The organism is Streptomyces marianii (assembly GCF_005795905.1).
Lineage (GTDB): Bacteria > Actinomycetota > Actinomycetes > Streptomycetales > Streptomycetaceae > Streptomyces > Streptomyces marianii.
In genome coordinates, this window is record NZ_VAWE01000001.1 from 1,907,790 (window position 1) to 1,930,853 (window position 23,064).

Consider the following 23,064-nt stretch of genomic DNA (forward strand, 5'->3'; position numbering starts at 1 on the left):
CGAACGGCCGACGCACCCCGACGGCGGCGGAGGCGGAGGCGGACGGACGGAGCGGCGGACCTGGCGGCGGGGCGGCGGGGCGGCGGGGCGGCGGGGCGGCGGCAGGATCGCCGCGAAGCCGGCAGGACCACGGCCGGGCGGGCCGCGCGCGCTCCGGGGGCCGGAAACGCGACGCCCGACTCCCGAACGGCCCAGCCCGTTTTGTCTTAGTTGAGCGAATGATGGACCATCAAAGCCAGGCATCACCCGTATGGTCCACCCCAGTGGACGTCTCATCTCATATCTGAGATAGCCTGCACCTATGGCAGACGACTACCTCGCACGCATCGGCAAGCTCATCCGTGACGCCCGTCAGCATCGGGGCTGGACACAATCGCAGCTCGCCGACGCACTCGGCACCAGCCAGAGCGCCGTCAACCGCATCGAGCGCGGCAATCAGAACATCAGTCTTGAGATGATCGCGCGGATCGGCGAGGCGCTCGACAGCGAGATCGTGTCCCTGGGCTACGCCGGTCCCATGCATCTGCGGGTCGTCGGCCGGCGCCGCCTCTCCGGCTCCATCGACGTTAAGACGAGCAAGAACGCCTGCGTCGCACTGCTGTGCGGCTCATTGCTCAACAACGGTCGCACCGTCCTGCGCCGGGTCGCCCGGATCGAGGAGGTCTACCGGTTGCTTGAGGTACTGCACTCCATCGGCGTGCGCACCCGCTGGATCAACGACGGCACCGACCTCGAGATCATCCCGCCGGCCCGGCTCGACATGGACGCCATCGACGCGGACGCCGCGCGTAGGACCCGCTCGATCATCATGTTCCTCGGCCCGCTGCTGCACCGCCTGGACCGGTTCCGCCTGCCGTACGCCGGCGGCTGCGACCTGGGCACCCGCACCATCGAGCCGCACATGATCGCGCTGCGCCGCTTCGGTCTGGACATCACCGCGACCGAAGGCCAGTACCACGCGGCCGTCGAGAGCTCGGCCGCCCCGGACCGCCCGATCGTGCTGACCGAGCGCGGCGACACGGTGACCGAGAACGCGCTGCTGGCGGCCGCCCGCCACGACGGCGTCACCGTGATCCGCAACGCGTCCTCCAACTACATGGTCCAGGACCTGTGCTTCTTCCTGGAGGCCCTGGGCGTACGCGTCGACGGCATCGGCACGACCACGCTGACCGTCCACGGCGTGGCCGAGATCGACGTGGACGTCGACTACTCCCCGTCCGAGGACCCGGTTGAGGCGATGAGCCTGATCGCGGCCGCCGTCGTCACCGAGTCCCAGCTGACGATCCGCCGGGTGCCGATCGAGTTCCTGGAGATCGAACTCGCCGTGCTGGAGGAGATGGGCCTCGACCACGACCGGACGCCCGAGTACACCGCCGACAACGGACGGACCCGGCTGGTGGACCTGACCGTGCGCCCCTCCAAGCTCGAGGCGCCGATCGACAAGATCCACCCGATGCCGTTCCCCGGCCTCAACATCGACAACGTGCCCTTCTTCGCGGCGATCGCGGCCGTCGCCCAGGGCCAGACCCTCATCCACGACTGGGTCTACGACAACCGCGCCATCTACCTCACCGACCTCAACCGCCTCGGCGGCCGGCTCCAACTCCTCGACCCGCACCGCGTCCTGGTCGAGGGGCCGACCCGCTGGCGGGCCGCCGAGATGATGTGCCCGCCGGCCCTGCGCCCGGCCGTGGTCGTCCTGCTCGCGATGATGGCGGCCGAGGGGACCTCTGTGCTGCGCAACGTGTACGTCATCAACCGCGGTTACGAGGACCTGGCGGAGCGCCTCAACTCGGTGGGCGCGCAGATCGAGATCTTCCGCGACATCTGAACACCTCGGGAAAAGCTGCCGCCATACCCCTCCTGACGTGCATGAACGCCAGGAGGGGGGCGTGTTGGCGCTTCTGGGGCTTTTCTGGGATTTCCGGCCGTGACTGAACGCTTCCGTTCGACACGCACTCCGTATGGTGCGTCATCGGAACACAGGCATGGGAAATTCGGCGGCGGCGGGGCGGACCGCCGAGGCGGCCTCGGGCGGGCCTCAGCCCGTCCCGGACCCCGCCGGCGGGTCGGCGTAGACGCCGCGCAGCATGCCGGTCGCCTGGCCGACCTCGATGAGACGGCCGTCCGGGTCCTGCATGTAGCACCGCAGTTCGGCCTTGCGGTCGAGGGGCTCGGTCAGGAACCGGACACCCTTCTCCTTCGCCCGGGCGAGAACTCCGCGATGTCCGCGACGCGGATGTTCATGAACGCCGACACGGGGTCCCCCGGCTCGGGTGCGGTCAGGGTGACGTCCGGCTTGTCCGGTGAGGGGCCGCCGCCCGGGTTCATGCTGACCCGGCTGTTGGCGGGCCTTCACGATGGCCGGGTTCTCCGCCGGCACGACCTCGCCGCCGAGGACGTCGGCGTAGAAGTCGCGCGAACGGGCCACGTCGCGCACTGTCAGGAAGTGCGTCAGGAACAGCCCCGTCTCCGGCGCCGGGAGGTCGGACAGGCCGGGCAGGCCGGGCATGTCAGCCCCCTCGGCGTTGGCGTCGGTGGTGGCGCGGCCGCTGCCGGGCCCACCGGTCGGGATCGTCCTCCAGGGCCTCCCGGTCCCACCCTCCGTGCTCGGCCGCCGCCTCGTAGGTCGTGTGCAGGAACGACGCGAGGGCCCGGTCGGGGTCGCCGGCGGTGCGGACCGCCTCGTACGGCAGGAGGAACTGGCCGTTGTCCTTGCTGTAGAACGCGGCATCGGGCGCGACCGCGTGGTCGGCGAAGCCGTCGGGTTCGGGGTAGGCGTACGCGTAGAAGGCGCCCTCCTCCCCGCCACCCGGCCAGAAGCCGCAGCTGCTCAGCTCGCGGGAGTAGCCCTCCTCCATCACCCAGTCGCCGCAGTTCGGCGCGCCGCCCGGGTGGGGTGGTGCCGGCCTTCCGGAGAAGCGGGTGCAGGCCAGGTCCATCGCGCCCCAGAAGAAGTGCACCGGGCTGACCTTGCCGACGTAGTACGAGCGGAACTCGCCCAGCACCCGGTCCGCCTGCAGCAACTGCCGCCAGAACTGGTGTGCGGCGGCGGGGTCGTAGGTGGCGTGCCGGTCGTCCTCGGCGAAGGGGATGGCCACTTCGACCTCGTTCGGGGCCGGCTGGATCCTCGTCGGAATCCCGAGTTCGCCGAGGGTCCGCATCGTCTCGCGATAGAAGTCCGACACCGGTTTGGGCTCGAGTGCGACGGTGCGGACGTCGCCCTCACTGGTGCGGACGACCAGCCGGTGGTCGACGAAGTCGAACTCGATGTCGAAGACACCCGACCGGTAGGGGATCGCGGACGTCGTCAGGCCGCGGGGACTGACGTACGAGGTGACCTGCCACCAGTGGTTGAGCAGTGGGGCGTGCGCCAGCCTGATCTTGCCCACGATCTGCATCCACATGTGGAGCGTGTCCCGTGTCGCGGTCCAGTCGTCCACGCGCAGCGCGGGCCATGTGATCGGCGCGTCGGTGGTGTGTTCCCCCGTCATACCGCCTCCCTCCGTCGGAACGGGGCGATGCCGACCACGCTGCCACTGAGGGGGGTACCGGGCAACCGCGCGGCCGGAGGGCTGGAGGGTTGAGGTCCGGGGAAGTGGGGCCGGCGGGGCGTTGCGCCGGGGCATGCCGGGGGGTTCCGCTTTGGCGGGTCCACGCGCGTACGGCGACGATGAGGGTGAGGGTGAGAGGGCAGGGCGCGTACGGCGCGCGTCCGTGCCGGTACCGGTGCCGGAGGACCGCCATGGTGATCCATGTCCTGATCGCCGACGACAGTGAGATCGTACGGCGCGGCCTGAGCGACATCGTCGAGGCCGGGGACGATCTGCACGTCGTCGCCCAGGCCTGGGACGGCCGCAGCGCGGTGAACGCGACCCGGCAGTTCAGCCCGGACGTGGCGCTGCTCGACATCCGGATGCCGGGTATGGACGGACTGGAGGCGACCCGGGAGATCAGGGCGCTGCCGCGCCCGCCGCGGGTGCTGATCCTGACGATGTTCGGGGCGGACGAGTACGTGGACGAGGCCGTACAGGCCGGCGTCAGCGGGTTCCTGCTGAAGGACACGCCCCCGGAGGATCTGCTGCGCGCCGTGCGTCAGGTCGCCGAGGGCAAGGCGGCGCTGGACCCGGCGGTGACCGGGCGTGTCCTGGAGCAGCTCGCCGGGCAGTCGGCACGGCTGACGGTCGGGGAGCAGCAGGTGCTGGACTCGCTGACGGAACGTGATCTGCGGGTGCTGCGGCTGATCGCGAGAGGGCTGTCCAACGCCGACATCGGCACCGCGCTCCACATCAGCGAGGGCACGGTCAAAGGCCAGGTCAGCCGGTTGCTGGCCAAGCTGGGGCGCACAACAGGGTGCGGGCGGCCCGGCTGGCGTACCGGGCGGGGCTGGAGCGCTGACGAGGGCGTCACGCGGCGGCCCGGGGCGGAGTCGGGGACACCCGGGGCGCAGGCAGGCACGGGGGCGGGGGGACGGGGACGGGGACGGGGACGGGGACGCCGTACGGATCGCCGGCGAGCTGAGGTCGGGCCGGGGCCGGGCTGAGGTCGGGCCGGGGCATCCCTGACGCGAGGGGCGGGCCTGGGGCAAGGGCAGGAGCGAGGCAGGGGGACGGGGCGGAGGAAGGGCCGGTGCGGGGTTCGGGAGGGGTTCGGGAGGGGTTCGGGAGCTACTGGTGGCGCGGCCGTGGGGCCGCCGGCGCGTCGCGGTGCGGGATGAAGGCGTCGATGCGGTACCCGCCGTCGCGGGGGCCCGCCGAGAACGTGCCGTCCAGCAGGCCGACCCGTTCTCCCAGTCCGATCAGCCCGTTTCCCCCGTTCGGTGGCGGGGCGCCGTCCCGGGGACCCGCCACCGGGCCGTTGGTGACCCGCACCTCCACCCCCTCGATCCGGCACTCCACGACAACGTCGACGTCCGCCCCCGGCGCGTGCTTCGCGGCGTTGGTGAGACCCTCCTGCACGATGCGGTGGATCGCGCGCTGAACCGCGTCCGGCAGGGTCTCGGGTGGCCGTCGACGTGCAGTACCGTACGGCGGCCCAGCAGCCCGGCGTGGTCGACGAGGGCCTGCAGCCGGGAGACGTCCGGCCGTGGTGCCGGCCCGGTGAGGACGCCGAGCACCTCGCGCAGTTCCTCCAGAGCCTGGTGGCCCTCGCCTCTGATCAGCTCGGCCGCCCGGGCGACGGCCGGATCGCGGGCCGGGTCCCCGACCCTGAGCGCGCCCGCGGTGAGGACCATGTTGCCCACTCGGTGCGCCACCACGTCGTGGAGCTCACGGGCGATCCTGGCCCGCTCCCCCACCTGGGCCCGTTCGACGAGCAGGTGCTGCTCGCGCTCGAGGGCGTCGACGGTCGCCCGCGCCTCCAGGGCCAGGTCGCGTCGGATGGCGACGGCGCAGCCGACGACCAGCGGCCCGAGGATGAACGCGAGGGCGAACCCCGCCTCCCGCAGATCCCAGCCCGGCGGGCCCGCCCACAGCACCAGCACCCCCGCCACGCAGCCGGCGGCACCGAGCAGCGCGAGGGTGCGGACGCGCCGGTACGTCTCCCCCACGGTGTACATGGCCACGCCGAGGGCGACCGAGGTGAAGGCGATGACGTAGCCGGCCATGACGGCGAGGGCGACTGCGCCGGGGGTGCGGCGGCGCCACCACAGCAGGGAGCCGACCAGGCCGGACGCGGCGGCGGCCACAGGGGTGGCCAGGCCGGTGAGGAGTCCGTTCGACGGCTTCACCCAGGTGTCGGGCCACGCCGATGACCACGACGACGGCGGTGATCAGGGGCGTCCTTCCGGCGCGACGACCAGTCGCCCTTCTCGCCGCTTTCCACCGGCCGTGGACCCACTCGGCTCTCCCGGCCCTCCCGACCCTTGCGCTCGGTCTTCTGTCCGAGGTGGTCGCAAACGCGGTCCGCCACGCGGACGGAGCGGTCATCGAGGTGGCCGTGGCCCGTGACCCGGCCGTGGGGCCATCACCGGCGCGGTCTTCGACGGCGCGCCGGACATGGGCTCCGGAACCCGCTCCTGCGACGCGCCCTCCGACGAGATGGAGTCGGGGCGCGGCCTGGACCTGCTGGAGGCCCTGGCCTCGTCCTGGGGCGTGGCCACGGTGGGTGACCGCGGCAAGTGGGTGTGGTTCCAGCTGCCGGGGGCCTGAGAACGGTGGTGGGTGCGGTGTGCGTCAGCGCCCTCCCGGCCGCCCTGCCGTGCCCTTCAGTCGCGCGATGTCCGAGGGCCGTACCCGGATGACGAGCAGCGCGATCAGCGCGGCGACTCCGGTGAAGACCGCGGCCAGTACGAACGCGGCACTGGCCCCGGCAGCGAGCACCTGGTCGCCCCAGGGCGGCGGCAGCTGCCCGGTGCGCTCGTGGAACAGCCGCTGCGGCGGGGTCGCCCGGGCGAGGAACTCCGGCGCCAGGCGGGCCGTCTCGTGCGCGGCCGCCACACCGAACACCGTGACCAGGACGGACAGACCGAGCGACCCGCCGAGCTGCTGGCTGGTGTTGAGCAGCCCCGAGGCCGCGCCCGACTCGTGCGGCGGGACGCGGGAGAGCGCCATGAGGGTGAGCGAGACGAACTGCAGCCCCATTCCGAAGCCGAAGAGGATCATCGGGCCGAGGATGTCGCCCCCGTACGTGGCGTGGACGTCGGCACCGGTCAGCCAGGACAGTCCGGCCGTGGCGAGCAGCGCCCCGGTCACCATGAAGGGCTTGGGCCCGAACCGGGGCAGGAGACGCGAGGCCAGGCCCGCTCCGGTCGCGATCACCGCACTGACGGGCAGGAAGGACAGACCGGTCCGCAGCGGGCTGAAGCCGAGCACGTTCTGTACGAAGAGCGTCAGGAAGAAGAACATCCCGAACATCGCCGCGGCGAGGCTGAGCATCATCCCGTAGGTGCCCGAACGGTTGCGGTCGGCGAGCATGTGCAGCGGGGTGATCGGCTGCCTGGAACGGGTCTCCACCAGGACGAAGACCGTGAGGACCACGGCCGCGGAGGCGAAGGACGCGAGCGTGCCCCCGTCCCGCCAGCCGTCCTGGGCGGCGCGGATGAAGGCGTAGACGAGAAGCACCATGCCGAGCGTGGAGGTCAGGGCGCCGGCGATGTCGAAGTGCCCCGGGTGGCGTGCGGACTCGCGGATGCGGCGCGGGGCGGCGAGGACGATGAGCAGTCCGATGGGCACGTTGACGAAGAAGACCCAGCGCCAGTCGAGCCATTCGACGATCACGCCGCCCGCGAGGAGCCCGATGGCACCGCCGGTCGCGGACACGGCGGCGAAGACGCCGAAAGCCCGGTTGCGGTCTGGTCCCTCCCGGAACGTCGTACTGATCAGGGCGAGCGCGGTCGGGGAGGCGACGGCACCGCCCGCGCCCTGCAGGGCGCGGGCGGCAAGCAGTTGCGGGGCGTTCTGCGCGAGGCCGCCGAGCAGTGATGCGACGACGAAGACCAGTACGCCGGTGACGAACACCCGCCGCCGGCCGAGGATGTCGCCCGTGCGTCCGCCGAGGAGCAGCAGACCGCCGAAGGCGAGCGTGTAGGCGCTCACCACCCAGGCCAGGCCCGTGGTGGAGAAGTGCAGCGATCGCTGGATGTGCGGGAGGGCGATGTTCACGATGGTGGCGTCGAGGACGACCATCAACTGGCACGAGGCGATGACCAGCAGCGCGATCCTGTTTCCGTCGCCCCGGGCGGGGGCGGCGGTGTGCGGTACGGGGTGGGCGGGGGCGTGGTCATGGCGTGGCTGCCTGGTCGGACGTCGGGCATCCGTCCTTCGACCGTAAGCCCGGCCGGAGAGGTCGACCAGTTGATCAGATGTGGGGCCGCGTGGAGGCTCGGTTGATCAACTGGGGCGTCCGGTATTCGAGTTCGGCGGGGCGCGCGGAGGCCGGGGCGTCCGGTACTCGGGGTCGGCGGGACGCCCCGGCGGCCGGAGTGTCCGGGACGGGGCGGGGCATCGGCGGCACCGGTTGCGGGGGAGGTGGGCGGGGCATCGGCAGCACCGTCGCGGGGGACGGGGGCGGCAACGGCTGCCGAGGCTCTGTCGCCCGGGGGCGCCGGTCCGCTCGGGCCGGGGTGCCGGTCCGCGTTTGGGGTGCCGGTTCCCGGTCGGGGTCCCGGGACGCCGGAATATACGGTGGTGGTCCCTCCGTCAGCGGGCGCCGAGGGTGCGCTTGGTGCGCGGCTGCTCCACCGGTTCCTTCCCGGCCTGCGCCCAGAGGGAGCGGACGTGGCCGAGATGGCGGGCCATGCACTCCTCGGCGGCGAGTTCGTCACCGGCGAGCATGAGGTCGAGCAGTTCGTGGTGCTCCTCTGCGGAGGCGACCAGCAGGCCGAGTTCGTCGAGCCGTGTCAGCCCGTAGAGCCGTGAGCGCTTGCGCAGGTCGCCGACGGTCTCGACGAGACGGTCGTTGCCGGCCAGGGAGAGCAGGCCGAGGTGGAAACGGCGGTCGGCGTCGAGGTAGCCGATCAGATTGTGGTTGCCCGCGTGCTCCACGATCTCCTCGGCAACCGGGCGCAGTGCCTCGAGCTGGGCCTCAGTGGCGATCTGCGTGACCCGGCCGATGGTCGGCACCTCGATCAGGGCGCGGAGTTCGCTGTACTGGTCGAGGTCGCGCTCGCTGACCTCGGTGACGCGGAAGCCCTTGTTGCGCACGGGTTCGACCAGTCCCTCGCGGGCGAGGTCCAGCATGGCCTCGCGGACCGGTGTGGCGGAGATCCCGAAGTCCGCAGCGAGTCCGGGCGCGGAGTACACATGGCCGGGGCGGAGTTCACCGGCGACCAGCGCGGCCCGCAGGGCGTGGGCGACCTGGTCGCGCAGCCGCTCCTGAGCGGTGATCAGGCCGATCTGCTTCAGGTCCCCCATAACGCTTCCTCCGAGAATCCAGTGGAGGGCAAGCGTACAATGTCACCTTTCCCCGCCCCCTTCGGTCGTGGCCGCGCTGTGGACTGCGGCGGCCACGGCAAGATCCTCCCAGGCTCGCCCCGTCGAGAAGCAGGTAGCCGCCGGTGATGCGCGGCAGCCCGCGGGCGGGGTCGGCCGGTACGGTGCCCGCGATCTTCACCCCCGCGAGGCCGCCTGCGGCGGCCGACATGAGCGCCAACTGTCCCGATGGCAACCCCAGTTGGGTGCGGTGCGGGCCCTCCTCCGGGTCGAGGCCACCGAGGAGTGCGGCCTCGACCGCGTCGGCGGTGGTTCCGTGGCACCACGAAGCCGCCGTACATCCCCGCGTGGCCCCGGGGTTCCTGGACGAGGAGCCGGCGGATGTCGTCGGCGGGGCCGGGACGGGGAGCCGTGGCGGCTCCTCCGGACCGATGACGTGGGCGCCGCGCTCGGCGACGGTGCCGCCGGGAACCGGGGGCAGTCCTCCGGCCACGATGCGGAAGGGATTACCGGCCGTGTGGTGGTCGGTGGTGCGGACGGTCGTCAACGGCCTGGCGCCGGTCGGGCCCTGGGGTGCCGGCGCCGGGGGGTTCGTTCCGGTTCCGGCCGGTGCGGCCGGGACGGCCCGCGGAGCCGGGGACGCCGGCGCGCTCTTGGCCGGCGGCGCGGCGGGCGAGGCCGGCGTCGGTTGGGGCCGGCGCGTCGGTTGGGGCCGGCGCGTTGGGTGAGGTGGGTGAGGACGGCGCGGTCACAGGAGGAAGCCTCCGGGGAACGGGTCGGACGGATCGAGCAAGTACTGGGCGGTACCGGTGATCCAGGCCCGGCCCGTGACGGTGGGGATCACTGCGGGCAGTCCGCCGACGGTGGTCTCCCCGACGAGACGGCCGGTGAACTCGGTACCGATGAAGGACTCGTTGACGAAGTCCCGGCCGAGCGGCAGTTCGCCGCGGGCGTGCAGTTGCGCCATGCGGGCACTGGTGCCGGTGCCGCACGGGGAGCGGTCGAACCAGCCCGGGTGGATCGCCATGGCGTGCCGGGAGCGTGCGGCGTCCGAGCCGGGTGCGGTGAGGTAGACGTGCTTGACGCCGGCGATGCCGGGGTCCTCGGGGTGGACGGGCCCGGCGGTGGTGTTGACGGCCTCCATCACGGCGAGGCCGGCGGCGAGGAGGTCGTCCTTGCGGTCTCGGTCGAAGGGCAGCCCGAGGGCGTCGAGGGAGACGAAGGCGTATAGGTTGCCGCCGTATGCCATGTCATAGGTGACGGTGCCGTACCCGGGGACGTCGGCCTTGAGGTCGGTTCCGAGGCAGAACGAGGGCACGTTGGTGAGCGTGACGGAGCGCGCCTCGCCGTTCTCGACACGGACGTCGGCGGAGACGAGCCCCGCGGGGGTGTCGAGACGGACGGTGGTGACCGGTTCGGTGACGGGCACCATGCCGGTCTCGACGAGGACGGTGGCGACGCCGATGGTTGCGTGGCCGCACATGGGCAGCAGTCCGGACACCTCCACGAACAGCACGCCGTGGTCGGCGTCGGGCCGGGTGGGCGGCTGCAGGATCGCGCCGCTCATGGCGGAGTGGCCGCGCGGCTCGTACATCAGCAGGGTGCGGATGTGGTCGAGGTGATCGGCGAAGTGCAGCCGGCGCTCGGCCATGGTCGCGCCGGGGACGACGCCGACCCCTCCCGTGATGACGCGGGTCGGCATCCCTTCGGTGTGCGAGTCGACGGCGTGGTAGACGTGGCGGGTGCGCATGGGTGGTGTCCCCTTCGCGTGTTGCGCGTTCTCGTGTTCCCGGTCTCGTGTTCCCGGTCTCGTGCCGTGCGGTCGGTTCCGGCTAGGGCGTGTTTGCAGGGCGGGGTCTGCGACGTCTGGTGCACGGGGTCTCCCCCAGCCCTCCATCCGAGGGGGTGGGATCTCCCCCAGCCCTCCGGCCGAGGGGGTGGGATCTCCCCAGGCCCTCCGGCCGAGGGGAAGATCGCAAGGCGGAGGATCACCCTCGTACCGGACGTACTCGGATGTCTCCGACAACGCAGCGAGCGTGCGTGCCAGGCGTCGCGGGCCAGGAGGGACTTTCGCCACACGCCCTCGGGCTGCGCCGACGACCGACAACGCCGCGAGGGTGCGTGCCAGAGGCCCCCGCCCAGACGGGACTTTCGCCACACGCCCTAGTGGTGGCCTTCCGCGAGGACCTTCTCAGTCGCGGCGCGGACGGCGGTCTGCTGCTCGCCGGTCAGGGGGGAGCGGGGCGGGCGGGTCGGACCGCCGGGGCGCCCGGCAAGATCCATGGAGAGTTTGATGGCCTGGACGAACTCGGTCCGGGAGTCCCAGCGCAGCAGAGCGTGCAGGGACCTGTAGAGCGGTAGCGCAGTGTCGAGGTCGCGGGCGACGGCGGCGTGGTAGAGGGTGGCGCAGGCGGTGGGGAGGGCGTTGGGGTATCCGGCGATCCAGCCGACGGCACCGGCCAGGGCGAGTTCGAGCAGGACGTCGTCGGCGCCGATCAGCAGGTCGAGGCCCGGGGCGAGTTCGGCGATCTCGTAGGCGCGGCGGACGTCGCCGCTGAACTCCTTGACGGCGACGATGCTCTGTTCGCCGTGCAGCCTGGCGAGCAGGTCGGGGGTGAGGTCGGTGCGGGTGTCGTGGGGGTTGTTGTAGGCGACGACGGGCAGACCGGACCGGGCGGCCTCGGCGTAGTGGGCGGCGACGGTGTCCGGGTCGGCGCGGTAGGCGTTGGGGGGCAGCAGGAGGACGGACCCGGCGCCGGCGTCGGCGGCCTGGTCGGCCCAGCGGCGGGCTTCGGCGCAGCCGTACGCCGAGACGCCGGGCATCACACGGCTCCCGTCGCCCGCCGCCTCGACAGCGGTACGCACGACACGGGCGCGTTCGTCGTCGGTGAGCGTCTGGTACTCGCCGAGGGAGCCGTTGGGGACGACGCCGTCGCAGCCGTTCTCGACGAGCCAGGCGACATGGGCGGCGTAGGCGTCGTAGTCGACGGAGAGGTCGTCGCGGAGGGGCAGGGCGGTGGCGACCATGATGCCGTGCCAGGGACGTGTGCGGCGGGGTGCGGATGCCATGGCGACTCCTAGTGTGAGGTGTGACATTTTACTGATCGGTGCCCCGACGCCACAAGAGGAGCTGCGGTGCGACGGTGAACTTCTGACGTGTCGTCGGGTGACGGATTCCTGTCCGGTGCCGCCCGCCGGCGGTTGGTCGGCTGATGGTCCTCGGGCCCGTCGGCTTCCGGTCCGTCGGCCCGCGGCCGTCCATCGCCGACCGGCCATCGCGGGCCGTCGGTTCCCACGTGGGCGACAACCGGGCACCTCGGCCGGCCCTGTCGCCGACCGGGGCGGACCCGGTGGACGGTGCCGGTCCCGCCTGAGCGCAGTCCCGGGTGCCGTTCCCCGGGTCAGCGGTCCTCCGGGGCGGGCGGGCCGGATCGGTCCGGTGGCTGGGCCGGGGCGGGCGGACCGTCCCCGGGCAGGCCGGCGAGGTGTCCGAGCGGTACGGGGCAGGACAGGGGCCTGCGGTCCGGTGCCGGGGCCCCGCCGGCCAGCCGGGCGACCGCGGGGCCGCACATACGGCCCTGGCACCAGCCCATTCCGGCGCGGGTGAGCAGTTTGACCGTGCGGGTGTCATGCGCGCCGAGTTCGCCGGCCGCCTGCCTGATCGCCCCGGCCGTGACCTCTTCGCACCGGCACACCTGGGTGTCGTCGTCGAGCCATGCGGTCCAGCCCTCGCCAGGCCGGTGCACGGCGGCCATCGTGTCGGCGAAGGCCCGCAGGCGGTCCCGGCGTCCGCGCAGGACCGCCGCTCGCGGTGGCAGCGGGATGCCGCGCAGGGCGCAGGCGACGGAGCGGGCGGCCAGTTCGCCTTCGGCCAGGGCGGGTTCGGCGCCACCGATCCCGCCGGTCTCCCCCGCCGCCCAGACGCCCGCCACGGAGGTGCGCTGTTCGTCGTCGAGGGCGAGAGCGGGGGTGCCGTCGGCCGCGTGGCGGGTGGCGCAGCCGAGTCCGGTGGCGAGTTCGAGCTGGGGAACGAGTCCGTGGCCGGTGGCGAGGGCATCGCAGGGGATGCGGCGGGCGCTGCCCGGCACGGGCCGCCAGTCCCGGTCGAGCCGTTCGACCGTCACTTCCTCGATCCGGCCGGTGCCGTGGGCGGCGGTGACCGCGTGGCGGGTGAGGACCCGTACGCCGTGCCGGAGAAGCGTGGCGCCGTGTGCGGCGCCTTCGGCGAGTTTGCCGGGGTTGCGCAACAGGGCGGCCGGCCGGCGTGCGTAGGCGGGGTATGCGGCGGCCTCGACGACCGCGGGCACGGTGGCACCGGCGGACGAGAGGGCGGTGGCGACGGCGAGCAGCAGTGGGCCGCTGCCGGCGACGACGGTCCGGCGGCCGGGGAGGACGAGTCCGGACTTGAGCATGGCCTGGGCCCCGCCGGCGCCGACGACGCCGGGAAGGGTCCAGCCGGGGAAGGGCAGTTGGTGCTCGTGGGCTCCGGTGGCGAGGAGGACGGTGCGGGCCCGGACGGTGACGGGTCTTTCGTCGCCGTGGCCGCCGGCGTCCTGGTCGCCGTCCTCCGGGACCCGGCCCGCGCCGGCGCCCTCGACGGTGGCGGTGTGCAGTCGCCAGACCGGGGCCTGGGCCGGGGCTGCGACCGGAGCCTGGGAGGACTCCCCTGTTTCCGTGGGCTGTTCGGGCAGGACGCTCCACACGTGGTGGCCGGGCAGGTACCGCAGACGGCCGGTGGCGGAGTGGGCGCCCAGCCGGCGTTCGAGGCGGGCGAAGGTCTGCCAGTGGTGATGCAGGGCCTGGGGCCGGGCGGCGCGGAGGCCGGGTGCGGGGTGGCGGTAGTACTGGCCGCCGGGGTGTTCGGCCGCGTCGAGGAGCGTCACGCGCAGTCCGAGTCCGGCGGCGGTGACGGCGGCGGCGAGTCCTGCGGGGCCGGCGCCGACGACGGCGAGGTCGCAGGGCGTGACACCGCGGGCGGCGCCGGGGGGTGTGCCGGGTTCAGACGGCGAGGTCGTCATGGCCGGTTCCCTTCTGCGTGGTGATCACGTCGCCCGGGCGGGCGGGGACGAGACAGGCGCGGCGGTTGGGGCGGCCGTTGACGGTGGCGAGGCAGTCGAAGCAGGTGCCGATCCCGCAGAAGGCGCCTCTGGGTGAGCCGCCGTAGCGGGTGGTGCGCCAGGAGAGGATCCCGGCGGCCCACAGGGCCGCGGCGATGCTCTGTCCGGGCCGGGCGGGGACGGGGAGCCCGTCGAAGCTGATCTCGTACGGAGGGCCGGGTTCTGCGCGGACGAGCCGGGCCGGGGTGGTGGTCACTGCGCTGCTCCTGCCTGGTCGAATCGTTCGGGCCGGAACGGCCGGAGGTCCAGGGCCGGACTGTCGCCGGCCAGTGCGGCGGCGACCAGGAGCCCGGTGGCGGGGGCGAGGCCGATACCCGCGCCCTCGTGGCCGCACGCGTGGAACAGTCCGGGGACGCGCGGATCGGGGCCGATGGCGGGGAGGTGGTCGGGGAGGTAGGGGCGGAAGCCGTGGTAGGTGCGGATGACGCGGACACCGGCGAGTACGGGGAACAGGGCGGCGGCCTGGCGGGCGAGCCGGCGGAGGGCTTCGGCGGACAGGGAGCGGTCGTAGCCGACGCGTTCGCGGGTGGCGCCGACCAGGACCGGTCCGGCGGGGGTGCCCTCGACGACGGCGGAGGACTGGAGGGCCGCGGAGCCGCTGGCTACGTCGGAGATGTAGTCGGCGGCGTAGACCTTGTGGCGGACGACGCGTGGAAGGGGTTCGGTGACGAGGACGAAGCCTCGGCGCGGGTGGACGGGCAGGTGCGTGCCGGCGAGGCGGGCGAGGTCGCCTGCCCAGGTGCCGGTGGCGTTGACGACGGCGGGGGCGTGGAGTTCGCGGTGCGGTGTGCGGACGCCGCGCAGGGTGCCGTCGGGGTGGGTGAGGACCGCGGTGACCTGTTCGCCGAGGTGGACGACCGCGCCCGAGCGGCGGGCCGAGGCGAGGAGTTGGGCGGCGGCGCGGGCGGGCTGGACCTGGGCGTCCTGGGGGTAGTGGAAGCCGCCGGCGAGGCCGGGGGTCAGATGGGGTTCCAGGTCGCGGAGAGCGTGGGAGGGAACTTCGTGTGTCTCGACGCCGGCTTCGCTTTGGGCTTCGGCGAATCGGCGGAGTGCGGTGAGGGCGGTCTCGTCGGGCGCCACGACGAGACCGCCTTTGGGCTCGTACTCGGTCTCCGGTGGGAGGACTTCGGCGAGTTCACGCCACAGCCGGGTGGACAGCAGCGCGAGGTCGAGCTCGGGGCCCGCCTCCTTGTCGGAGACGAGGAGGTTGCCTTCCCCGGCGCCGGTGGTGCCGCCCGCGACGGAGCCGCGGTCGACGACGGCGACGACGAGGCCGGCGCGGCTCGCGTAGTGGGCGCAGGCCGCTCCGACGACGCCTGCGCCGACGATGACGGCGTCCAGGGGACCGGGAGGGTATCCGGTGGGCACGGCAGTAATATGTCACATTGCCGTGTTGCCGGGAAGGGAATCGCGGGAACGGCCCCGTCCCCGCCCGGCTCAGCTGCGCAGGGGCCCTTCGCAGCGGTAAGTGGACGTACCGGCACGTCCGTTGGCCCAGATCTCGACCGGCCCGAAGGAGCAGTTCATGTCGGCGAGATTGGTGGAGGCGACTCCGGCGCGGTCGAGGATGAAGTAGTCGACGGTCTCGGACATGTCCTTGAAGACGAGGTCCGGGGAGGCGGAGTCGGTGAGGTTGGCGGTGATCCGGCCGGTGCAGGTGAAGCGCCGCTTTCCGGGGTCGCCGTTCTCCGCGCAGACGGGACGGGACTGGGTGGCGGCGGCGAAGGAGACGCGGACCGCTTCGGCCGAGGCGTCCCTGAGCCGGTCGTTGGGGATGTAGGTGGTGTTGGGCACGAACAGCTCGTCCACCCTGGCGATCTGCGCGTCGAGGAACGCGTCGTAGGCGCGCTGGAGTGCCGGGTCGCCGCCGTGCCGGCCACGCCAGGAGTCGAAGCCCGCAGGGTCGTCCGCCCGTAGCAGGCCGTACATCTCCCGCAGCAGGGACGGCCGTTCGGTCCACAGGAACTCGAAGAAGGTCCCCGCGTAGTCGTAGAAGCGGAAGCCGTCTCCGTCGTAGGTGGCGTGCAGGAGCTGGTTCACGGTCATCCGGGGGCCGCCGCCGGCGGTGTCGTCTATGACGCCCTGGACGAGGGACCTGCGGACGGCTATTCCGTCGTCGCGGGTGGCGCCGTCGAAGAACTCGGCCGTGCCCTCGTCCATGGCGGTGGTGCGGTCGCCGCTGTACCAGGGGCCTTCGCCGAAGTACCCGGGCACCGCCCAGCGCCCGTTGAGATAGTGGACGTACTCGTGCCGGAAGAGTTCCTCGAGGGTGAGCGAGGAGTCCTGCGGGACCCTGCGCTGGTAGGTGTAGAACGTGGCGCCGCGTTCGATGTAGATGCCGCCGTTGTCGGTGCCCATGCCCGTGAGGAGGGGGTGGTAGACCTCGTAGTCGGCGCGGGAGGCGTAGAGCACGATGTCGAGTGAGGTGTTGGTGTCCCCGGCGAGCGGGGCCTCGGTGCCGAGCACCCGGTGGAACTGTGCCTTGACCTGCTTGCTCGCGTAGTAGAGCTGGTCGACGGTGGCGCGGTCGAGGCCGCTGCGGACCTTGATGGCACCGTTGTCGTAGGTGAAGGTGTTGGGGAATATCCGCCGCTCGATGTCGTCCTTGCAGACCGCGTGGGGCTTGCACGCCCCGTAGAAGATGAGCCAGGAGACGAGCGAGGCCCAGGAGCGGCTGCCGTTGCCGAAGTTGGCACGGGTGACGGGCAGCAGGACGCCGAGGTCGGGGACGATGCCGCCGTTGAGTGCGGCGATCTGGCCGAAGCGGCCGTACTCGCTCAGCGCGTCGCGAACGACCCACTCGTTGACGGTGCCCTTGAGGTGGGTGTGGCCGGCGAAGGCGCGGAAGGCGGCGCGGTACGAGACGTTCCCCGTGACGACGTTGTGGAAGGCGGTGTCCTTGTTGCCCGGGTAGACGCCGAGGTAGTTGACGGAGAGGGCGGCGAGTGCCGCGCCGCCCCAGGAGGCGTCGTCGTATTGACCCTTGTGGTACTTGCCCATCGTGGCGAGGACCTTCTTGACCAGCCCGAGCTGGCTGTGCCGCAGGCCGGGGGCGCTGGCGGTGTAGAGCGCCTCCCGGAGGGTCTCGGCGTTGGTCCGGGTGACGTCGAAGGTGCGGGCTGCGGTACCGAAGTCGTTGACCGCGCGTCGCAGGACCTCGGTGGTCGGGATGTCGGTGATGTCGATCTCGGGGCGCGAGAAGTCGTGGTAGGCGACGGCATGGAGGAAGGTGAACATCTCCAGCAGGTGTGTGCCGTTGGTGCCGTTGTGCGTGGCGGCGAGTGAGGATATGCGCCGGCCCACGGCCTGCACATGCGTGTCGGACATGACCGGGGTGAGGCGGGCGTCCCAGTCCCAGATGAGGCCGGAGAGGCAGCCGTCGGCGGTGACGGCGGGGTCGGCGAGGAAGTCGGCGAGCTGCCGGGGGCCCAGGCCGGTGAGGCCGTCGAGGGTGCAGGGGACGCCGGCGGCGGTGCGGGTGCCGCCGCTCCGGGCCGCGTCGGTACGGGCGGAAGCGGCGCTCCGGCGGCCGGGGGTGCGGCCCTGGGCGAGGCCTCCCGGAGCGGGGGCGGGGGCTGCGGCGGGTTTGGGGGCGCGCGCGAGGCGGTCGACCTCGTCGTGGGGGTTCGCGCCGCGAGCGGCGGGTGCGGCGGGGGCGGGACGGCCGGTGAAGGCGGCGGGGGCGGGACGGGCCGCGGGATCGCCGGGGGCGGCGGCACCGGCGTGCGCGGCCTGGCCGAGCGGAGCGAGGAGGGCGACGGCGACCGCTGCGGCGAGCAGGGGTCTGCGGGATCGGGACAGGGTGGGTCGGGGTTGGGACACCGGTGTCTCCTGTGTGGGAGGTGGCTGGGGGGTGAGTCAGCGGTGCGGTGATCGCGAACTCCGTTGAAATACGCGGGGATTGGCCGTAATCGAAGCTGCGCGATGTGACCCGTAACATAGTAATGTGAAATTGCACTGACAACCCCTCAGCACCGTTTCGTATGCGCGGATTCGAGGGTTCACGGATCCGCAGACTCGAGGAGACGAGATGGCCGGCAGCGCCCCCTCCCCCAGCGCCCCCGTACCGGCAGCCACGACCTGCCGGTTTCCACGGAGTTGGCGGCGTTCATGACCGAGGGCTGGGCGGAGGGGCCGCTGCCCGGCGATGCTCGCGTCGCGGCCCGTGACGTGACGCCGGCCCGGCGGGCCCGGCTCTCGGCGCGCTTCCCCGGTGAGCGGCTGCGTGTTCGGGCTGCGGGCCCGGTTGGAGGGCAACGGTACGGGCTACGAGACCATCGCCGCGTCAGGGGCGCACGCGTGCGTGCTGCACTGGACCCGCGACGACGGCCGACTCGACCCGTCAGAGCTGCTGCTGCTCGACGCGGGTGTGGAGACGGACACCCTCTACACGGCGGACGTCACGCGCACGCTCCCGTTGTCCGGCCGCTTCTCCCCCGTGCGGCGGCGGGTGTACGAACTCGTCCTCGCCGCACAGGAGGCGGGCATGGCGGCGCTGCGGCCGGGAAGCCGGTTCCGTGACTTCCACCGCGCCTGCATGGGTGTGATCGCGGAGGGTCTGGCGGACTGGGGGGTGCTGAAGGACCGGGAGGGCGACCTCCATCGCAGGTACACGCTGTGCAGCAGCGGCCACATGCTCGGGCTCGACGTCCACGACTGCGCCCGGGCGCGTGCCGCGGAGTATCTCGACGAGGTGCTGGAGGAGGGGCAGGTGCCGACGGTGGAGCCGGGTCTGTACTTCCAGCCCGACGACGGGACGCTGCCCGCCGAGTTGCGTGGGATCGGGGTGCGCATCGAGGACGACCTGGTGGTGACGGCGGACGGGGCGCGACTGATGTCGGGGGCGCTGCCGCGGGTGCCGGAGGCCGTCGAGGAGTGGACGGGTTCACTGCTGGCGGGCTGACGGCGGGCGGGCCGCGTGTCGACCGGGTCAGGGCAGTACGGCGAATCCGTCGAGTTCGACGAGGGCTTGCTCGTCCCAGAGGCGTACGGCGCCGATGACCGCCATGGCGGGGTAGTCGCGGCCGGCGTGCCGGTGCCAGATGCGGCCGAGTTCGCCGGCGTGGCGGCGGTAGTCGGCGACGTCGGTGGCGTACACGGTGACGCGGGCGAGGTCATGGGGGGTGCCGCCGGCCGCGGCGAGGGCGGCGAGGAGGTTGGTGAGGGCGGTTTCGAACTGCTCGACGAGCCCGCCGCCGGTCACCTTGCCGTCGGCGTCGAGCGCGGTCTGGCCGGCGAGGAAGACCAGGCGGGAGCCGGTGGCGGCGACGGCGTGGGAGAAGCCACCGGCGGGTGACAGCCCGGGCGGGTTGATCCGTTCGAGGCTCATCGGGTGGTCTCCTCGGTGCCGGCGGTGGCGTACAGCTCCCTGGCGATGATGCCGCGCTGGACCTCGCTGGCGCCTTCGTAGATGCGCGGGGCGCGCACTTCCCGGTAGAGGTGTTCGAGCAGATGGCCGCGCTGCAGTGCGCGTGCGCCGTGGAGTTGTACCGCGGTGTCGACGACGTACTGGGCGGTCTCGGTCGCGAACAGTTTGGCCATGGCGGAGCGGCGTGGCACGTCGGGGGCACCGGCGTCGTAGGCGCAGGCGGCGGCATGGACGAGGAGCCGGGCGGCTTCGGTCCGGGTGGCCATGTCGGCTGCCTGGTGGGAGACGGCCTGGAGGTTCTTGAGGGGGCCGCCGAAGGCGTTGCGGTGTGCGGTGTGGTGGAGGGTGGCGTCGAGTGCGGCCTGGGCCATGCCGACGGCGAAGGCGCCGACGCTGGGCCGGAAGAGGTTGAGGGTGTCCATGGCGACGCGGAAGCCGGCGCCGGGGGTGCCGAGGACGTCGTCGCGGTTGACGGGGACGCCGTCGAAGGTGAGGGCGCCGATCGGGTGGGGGGAGAGCATGTCGAGGGGGCGGCCGGTGAGGCCGGGGCGGTCGGCGGGGACGAGGAAGGCGGTGATGCCGCGGGCACCGGGGGCTTCACCCGTGCGGGCGAAGACGGTGCAGAAGTCGGCCTCGGGGGCGTTGGAGATCCAGAGTTTCTCGCCGGTGAGGCGCCAGCCCTGGCCGTGCGGTTCGGCTGCGGCGTGGAGGGCGAGCGCGGCGGCGTCGGAGCCGGCGTCCGGCTCGCTGAGGGCGAACGCGGCGACGGCGCGGCCCGCGGCGACGGCGGGCAGCCAGCGGTCGCGCTGGGCGGGGGTGCCCGATCGGTGGAGCGGATGGGCGCCGAGCCCCTGGAGGGCGAGTGCGGTCTCGGCCTCGGTGCAGCCGTGGGCGAGGGATTCGCGCATCAGGCAGAGGTCGAGTGCGCCGGCAGTGAAGAGCCGTGCCAGGAGGCCGAGTTCACCGAGAGCGGTGAGGAGCGGCCGGTTGACACGGCCGGGCTCGCCCTTGTCGGCGAGGGGGCGCAGTCGTTCGGCGGCCAGGATGCGCAGTTCGGCGCACCAGGCGGTCTGTGCCGGTTCGAGCGAGAATGCGGGCATCCGATTCCCCACTTCCTGCGGCCGGATGACGGGGCGGGTGGCGCGGTTGCGCGGCGACCTCGCCAAGCAGGCTATCGCGGACCGTTGACTGTCGTCACCATCACGCTACGCTCGTTGCGCGACCCCACCACGACAAGGGGGCGAAATGGTGCTGACACCCTCGGCCGGCCCGGAGCTGACTCCTTCGGCTCATCACGACACGTTCGCGCGGGACCATCTGCCGCCCCCGGAGCAGTGGCCGCGGTTGCTGTTCGATCTGCCGGAGCTGCGGTATCCGGAGCGGCTCAACTGCGGCGGGGAGTTGCTCGACACCACGATCGGGCGTCACGGGGCCGGCCGTCCCGCGTTCCGGGACGGTACGGGCGCCGTCTGGACGTACGGGGAACTGCGTGAGCGGGTCGACCGGATCGCGCATGTGCTGACCGGTGAGCTGGGTGTGGTGCCCGGCAACCGGGTACTGCTGCGGGGCCCGACGACGCCGTGGCTCGCCGCGTGCTGGCTCGCGGTGATGAAGGCGGGCGGGGTGGCGGTGACGGTCCTCGCCCAGCAGCGGGCCCGGGAGCTGGCCGTCATGTGTGACATCGCACAGGTGACGCATGCGTTGTGCGATGTCCGCTCCGTGGACGATCTGGTGAAGGCGGAGGTGCCCGGGCTGCGGGTCACCGCGTTCGGCGGGGACGGGCCCGACGATCTGCTGCGGCGGACGGAGGGCAGTCCGGCCGTGTTCCGGGCGGTGGAGACGGCGGCGGACGACGTGGCGCTGATCGCGTTCACGAGCGGGACGACGGGGCGGCCGAAGGGGTGCATGCACTTCCACCGGGATGTGCTGGCCGTGGCCGACACGTTCTCGGCGCGGGTGCTGCGGCCGTCGCCGGACGACGTGTTCGCGGGGAGCCCTCCGCTCGGTTTCACGTTCGGTCTGGGCGGTCTGGTGGTGTTCCCGCTGCGGGCGGGGGCGTCGGCGCTGCTGCTGGAGCAGGCGGGACCGGGTCAGTTGCTGCCGGCGATCGCCGAGCACCGGGTGTCGGTGCTGTTCACCGCACCGACGGCGTACCGGGTGATGCTGGACGGTGTCGGCGGCCACGACGTCTCCTCGCTGCGGCGCTGCGTGTCCGCCGGGGAGAACCTGCCGGCCGCGACGTGGCAGGCGTGGCGGGAGCGGACGGGGCTGCGGATCATCAACGGCATCGGGGCGACGGAGCTGCTGCACATCTTCGTCTCGGCGGCGGACGGGGACATCCGGCCTGGGACGACGGGCGTTCCGGTCCCGGGCTGGAAGGCGCGGGTGGTGGACGGGGACTCGGGGGAGCCGGTGCCGGACGGTGAGCCGGGGCTGCTGGCGGTGCGGGGGCCGGTGGGCTGCCGGTATCTGTCGGATCCGCGACAGGGCTTGTACGTGCGGAACGGCTGGAACCTGACAGGTGACATGTACGTACGGGAACCGGACGGGTGGTTCCGCTATGTGTCCCGCGCCGACGACATGATCATCTCGGCGGGGTACAACATCGCGGGCCCGGAGGTGGAGGACGCCCTGCTCGCGCATCCGGATGTGGTGGAGGCGGCGGTGGTCGGCCGTGCCGACGAGCTGCGGGGCCAGATCGTGGTGGCGTACGTGGTGGTGCGGGACGGTGCCGCGCGCGACGAGGCGGGTGCCGAGGCGCTGCGGGAGTTCGTGAAGACGCGTCTGGTGCCGTACAAGTGCCCGCGGGCGATCGTCTTCATGGACGCGCTGCCGCGCACGCCGACGGGGAAGCTGCAGCGGTTCAGGTTGCGGGGCCTAGAGTGATCACGTGGCCGAGCAGCACACTCCCCGTTCCCTGATCGTCACCCTGTACGGCGCGTACGGACGCGAGTCGGCGGGGCCGTTCGCGGTGGCGGAGCTGATCCGGCTGCTGGGGGCGGTGGGCGTGGACGCCCCTTCGGTGCGTTCGTCGGTGTCGCGGCTGAAGCGGCGGGGTCTGCTCGTCCCGCAGCGGACGGGGGCCGGGGCCGCGGGCTACGCCCTGTCGGCCGACGCGCGGCAGCTGCTGGACGACGGTGACGAACGCATCTACGGCCGCCGTGCGGCACTGCTGTCGGACGGCTGGGTGCTGGCGGTGTTCTCGGTGCCGGAGGCGGAGCGGCACAAGCGGCATCTGCTGCGGTCGCGTCTCGGCCGGCTGGGGTTCGGCACGGCGGCTCCGGGGGTGTGGATCGCGCCGGCGCGCTTCTACGAGGAGACGCGTCACACCCTGCGGCGGCTGCAGCTGGATCCGTACGTGGACCTGTTCCGGGGCGAGCATCTGGGGTTCGCTGCGACGGCCGAGGCCGTGGGTCGCTGGTGGGACCTGGCGGGGGTGGCCAAGCAGCACGAGGAGTTCCTGGACGCGCACGGTCCGGTGCTGCGGGCCTGGGAGTCGCGTGGGGCGACGCCGGCGGAGGAGGCGTACCGGGACTACCTCCTGGCGCTGGATTCGTGGCGCCGGCTTCCGTACGCGGATCCGGGGCTGCCGGCGGAGCTGTTGCCGCAGGACTGGCCGGGCGGGCGTTCGGCGGAGGTGTTCTCGGGGTTGCACGAGCGGCTGCGGGACGCGGGCGCGGGGTACGTCCGGCCCGACGGCGTGTGAGCG

General features: G+C 72.8%; 18 protein-coding genes and 1 pseudogene. 6 read left to right on the plus strand and 13 right to left on the minus strand.

Annotated elements, in window-relative coordinates; translation table 11 throughout:
- Positions 1–301 precede the first annotated feature (301 nt).
- A complete protein-coding gene (locus FEF34_RS08420) occupies positions 302–1,831 on the plus strand; it encodes a helix-turn-helix domain-containing protein (RefSeq protein ID WP_138052588.1) in 1,530 nt (509 codons plus the stop codon).
- A gap of 210 nt (positions 1,832–2,041) precedes the next feature.
- Here the strand turns inward: FEF34_RS08420 and FEF34_RS08425 are convergent, their stop codons facing one another.
- Positions 2,042–2,512, minus strand: a complete 471-nt coding sequence (locus FEF34_RS08425; protein WP_138052589.1) for a VOC family protein — start codon at positions 2,510–2,512, stop codon at positions 2,042–2,044.
- A 1-nt stretch (position 2,513) separates the two neighbouring features.
- A complete protein-coding gene (locus FEF34_RS08430; RefSeq protein WP_138052590.1) occupies positions 2,514–3,494 on the minus strand; it encodes a DUF5996 family protein in 981 nt (326 codons plus the stop codon).
- A gap of 251 nt (positions 3,495–3,745) precedes the next feature.
- Here FEF34_RS08430 and FEF34_RS08435 point away from each other — a divergent pair, with 251 nt between their 5' ends.
- Complete coding sequence (locus FEF34_RS08435; RefSeq protein WP_138052591.1) at positions 3,746–4,543, plus strand: response regulator; 798 nt, start codon at positions 3,746–3,748, stop codon at positions 4,541–4,543.
- 255 nt (positions 4,544–4,798) lie between these two features.
- Here FEF34_RS08435 and FEF34_RS08440 read toward each other — a convergent pair whose 3' ends face one another.
- Positions 4,799–5,728 (minus strand): sensor histidine kinase, encoded by a 930-nt coding sequence (locus FEF34_RS08440; protein WP_138052592.1) that lies wholly within the window; start codon positions 5,726–5,728, stop codon positions 4,799–4,801.
- A gap of 268 nt (positions 5,729–5,996) precedes the next feature.
- Between FEF34_RS08440 and FEF34_RS08445 the strand changes: the two genes are divergently transcribed.
- Entirely contained in the window at positions 5,997–6,149 is a 153-nt protein-coding gene (locus FEF34_RS08445) for an ATP-binding protein (protein WP_138052593.1), read from the plus strand.
- A 24-nt stretch (positions 6,150–6,173) separates the two neighbouring features.
- On the opposite strand, the gene FEF34_RS08450 is transcribed toward FEF34_RS08445, so the two are convergent.
- From FEF34_RS08450 to FEF34_RS08490, 8 genes are all read right to left on the minus strand, one after another.
- Positions 6,174–7,625, minus strand: coding sequence for an MFS transporter (locus tag FEF34_RS08450; RefSeq protein WP_138052594.1), 1,452 nt, complete (start codon positions 7,623–7,625; stop codon positions 6,174–6,176).
- A 513-nt stretch (positions 7,626–8,138) separates the two neighbouring features.
- Positions 8,139–8,852, minus strand: coding sequence for a GntR family transcriptional regulator (locus FEF34_RS08455; RefSeq protein ID WP_138052595.1), 714 nt, complete (start codon positions 8,850–8,852; stop codon positions 8,139–8,141).
- 766 nt (positions 8,853–9,618) lie between these two features.
- Complete coding sequence (locus FEF34_RS08465) at positions 9,619–10,620, minus strand: proline racemase family protein (RefSeq protein ID WP_138052596.1); 1,002 nt, start codon at positions 10,618–10,620, stop codon at positions 9,619–9,621.
- Positions 10,621–11,033: 413 nt separating this feature from the next.
- Positions 11,034–11,939: a dihydrodipicolinate synthase family protein gene (locus tag FEF34_RS08470; protein WP_138052597.1), complete on the minus strand. Its 906-nt coding sequence runs from the start codon at positions 11,937–11,939 to the stop codon at positions 11,034–11,036.
- Between the two features lie 332 nt (positions 11,940–12,271).
- Complete coding sequence (locus tag FEF34_RS08475) at positions 12,272–13,888, minus strand: FAD/NAD(P)-dependent oxidoreductase (protein ID WP_138052598.1); 1,617 nt, start codon at positions 13,886–13,888, stop codon at positions 12,272–12,274.
- Complete coding sequence (locus FEF34_RS08480) at positions 13,869–14,183, minus strand: (2Fe-2S)-binding protein (RefSeq protein WP_138052599.1); 315 nt, start codon at positions 14,181–14,183, stop codon at positions 13,869–13,871. The genes FEF34_RS08475 and FEF34_RS08480 overlap by 20 nt, the downstream gene beginning before the upstream one ends.
- Positions 14,180–15,355: an NAD(P)/FAD-dependent oxidoreductase gene (locus FEF34_RS08485; protein WP_234042330.1), complete on the minus strand. Its 1,176-nt coding sequence runs from the start codon at positions 15,353–15,355 to the stop codon at positions 14,180–14,182. Before FEF34_RS08485 ends, FEF34_RS08480 begins: the two co-directional genes overlap by 4 nt.
- A gap of 69 nt (positions 15,356–15,424) precedes the next feature.
- Positions 15,425–17,809: a collagenase gene (locus FEF34_RS08490; protein ID WP_234042331.1), complete on the minus strand. Its 2,385-nt coding sequence runs from the start codon at positions 17,807–17,809 to the stop codon at positions 15,425–15,427.
- Between the two features lie 403 nt (positions 17,810–18,212).
- Here FEF34_RS08490 and FEF34_RS08495 point away from each other — a divergent pair.
- Positions 18,213–18,890 (plus strand): annotated as a pseudogene (locus tag FEF34_RS08495) (M24 family metallopeptidase); the annotation flags it as partial.
- Between the two features lie 27 nt (positions 18,891–18,917).
- Here FEF34_RS08495 and FEF34_RS08500 read toward each other — a convergent pair.
- Together FEF34_RS08500 and FEF34_RS08505 are read right to left on the minus strand one after the other, a co-directional pair.
- Positions 18,918–19,316, minus strand: coding sequence for a RidA family protein (locus FEF34_RS08500; protein WP_138052600.1), 399 nt, complete (start codon positions 19,314–19,316; stop codon positions 18,918–18,920).
- Positions 19,313–20,455, minus strand: a complete 1,143-nt coding sequence (locus FEF34_RS08505; RefSeq protein WP_138052601.1) for an acyl-CoA dehydrogenase family protein — start codon at positions 20,453–20,455, stop codon at positions 19,313–19,315. Before FEF34_RS08505 ends, FEF34_RS08500 begins: the two co-directional genes overlap by 4 nt.
- Positions 20,456–20,600: 145 nt before the next feature.
- Between FEF34_RS08505 and FEF34_RS08510 the strand changes: the two genes are divergently transcribed.
- A complete protein-coding gene (locus FEF34_RS08510) occupies positions 20,601–22,241 on the plus strand; it encodes an AMP-binding protein (RefSeq protein ID WP_138052602.1) in 1,641 nt (546 codons plus the stop codon).
- Between the two features lie 4 nt (positions 22,242–22,245).
- Complete coding sequence (locus FEF34_RS08515) at positions 22,246–23,061, plus strand: PaaX family transcriptional regulator (RefSeq protein ID WP_138052603.1); 816 nt, start codon at positions 22,246–22,248, stop codon at positions 23,059–23,061.
- The last annotated feature ends 3 nt before the right edge of the window (positions 23,062–23,064 follow it).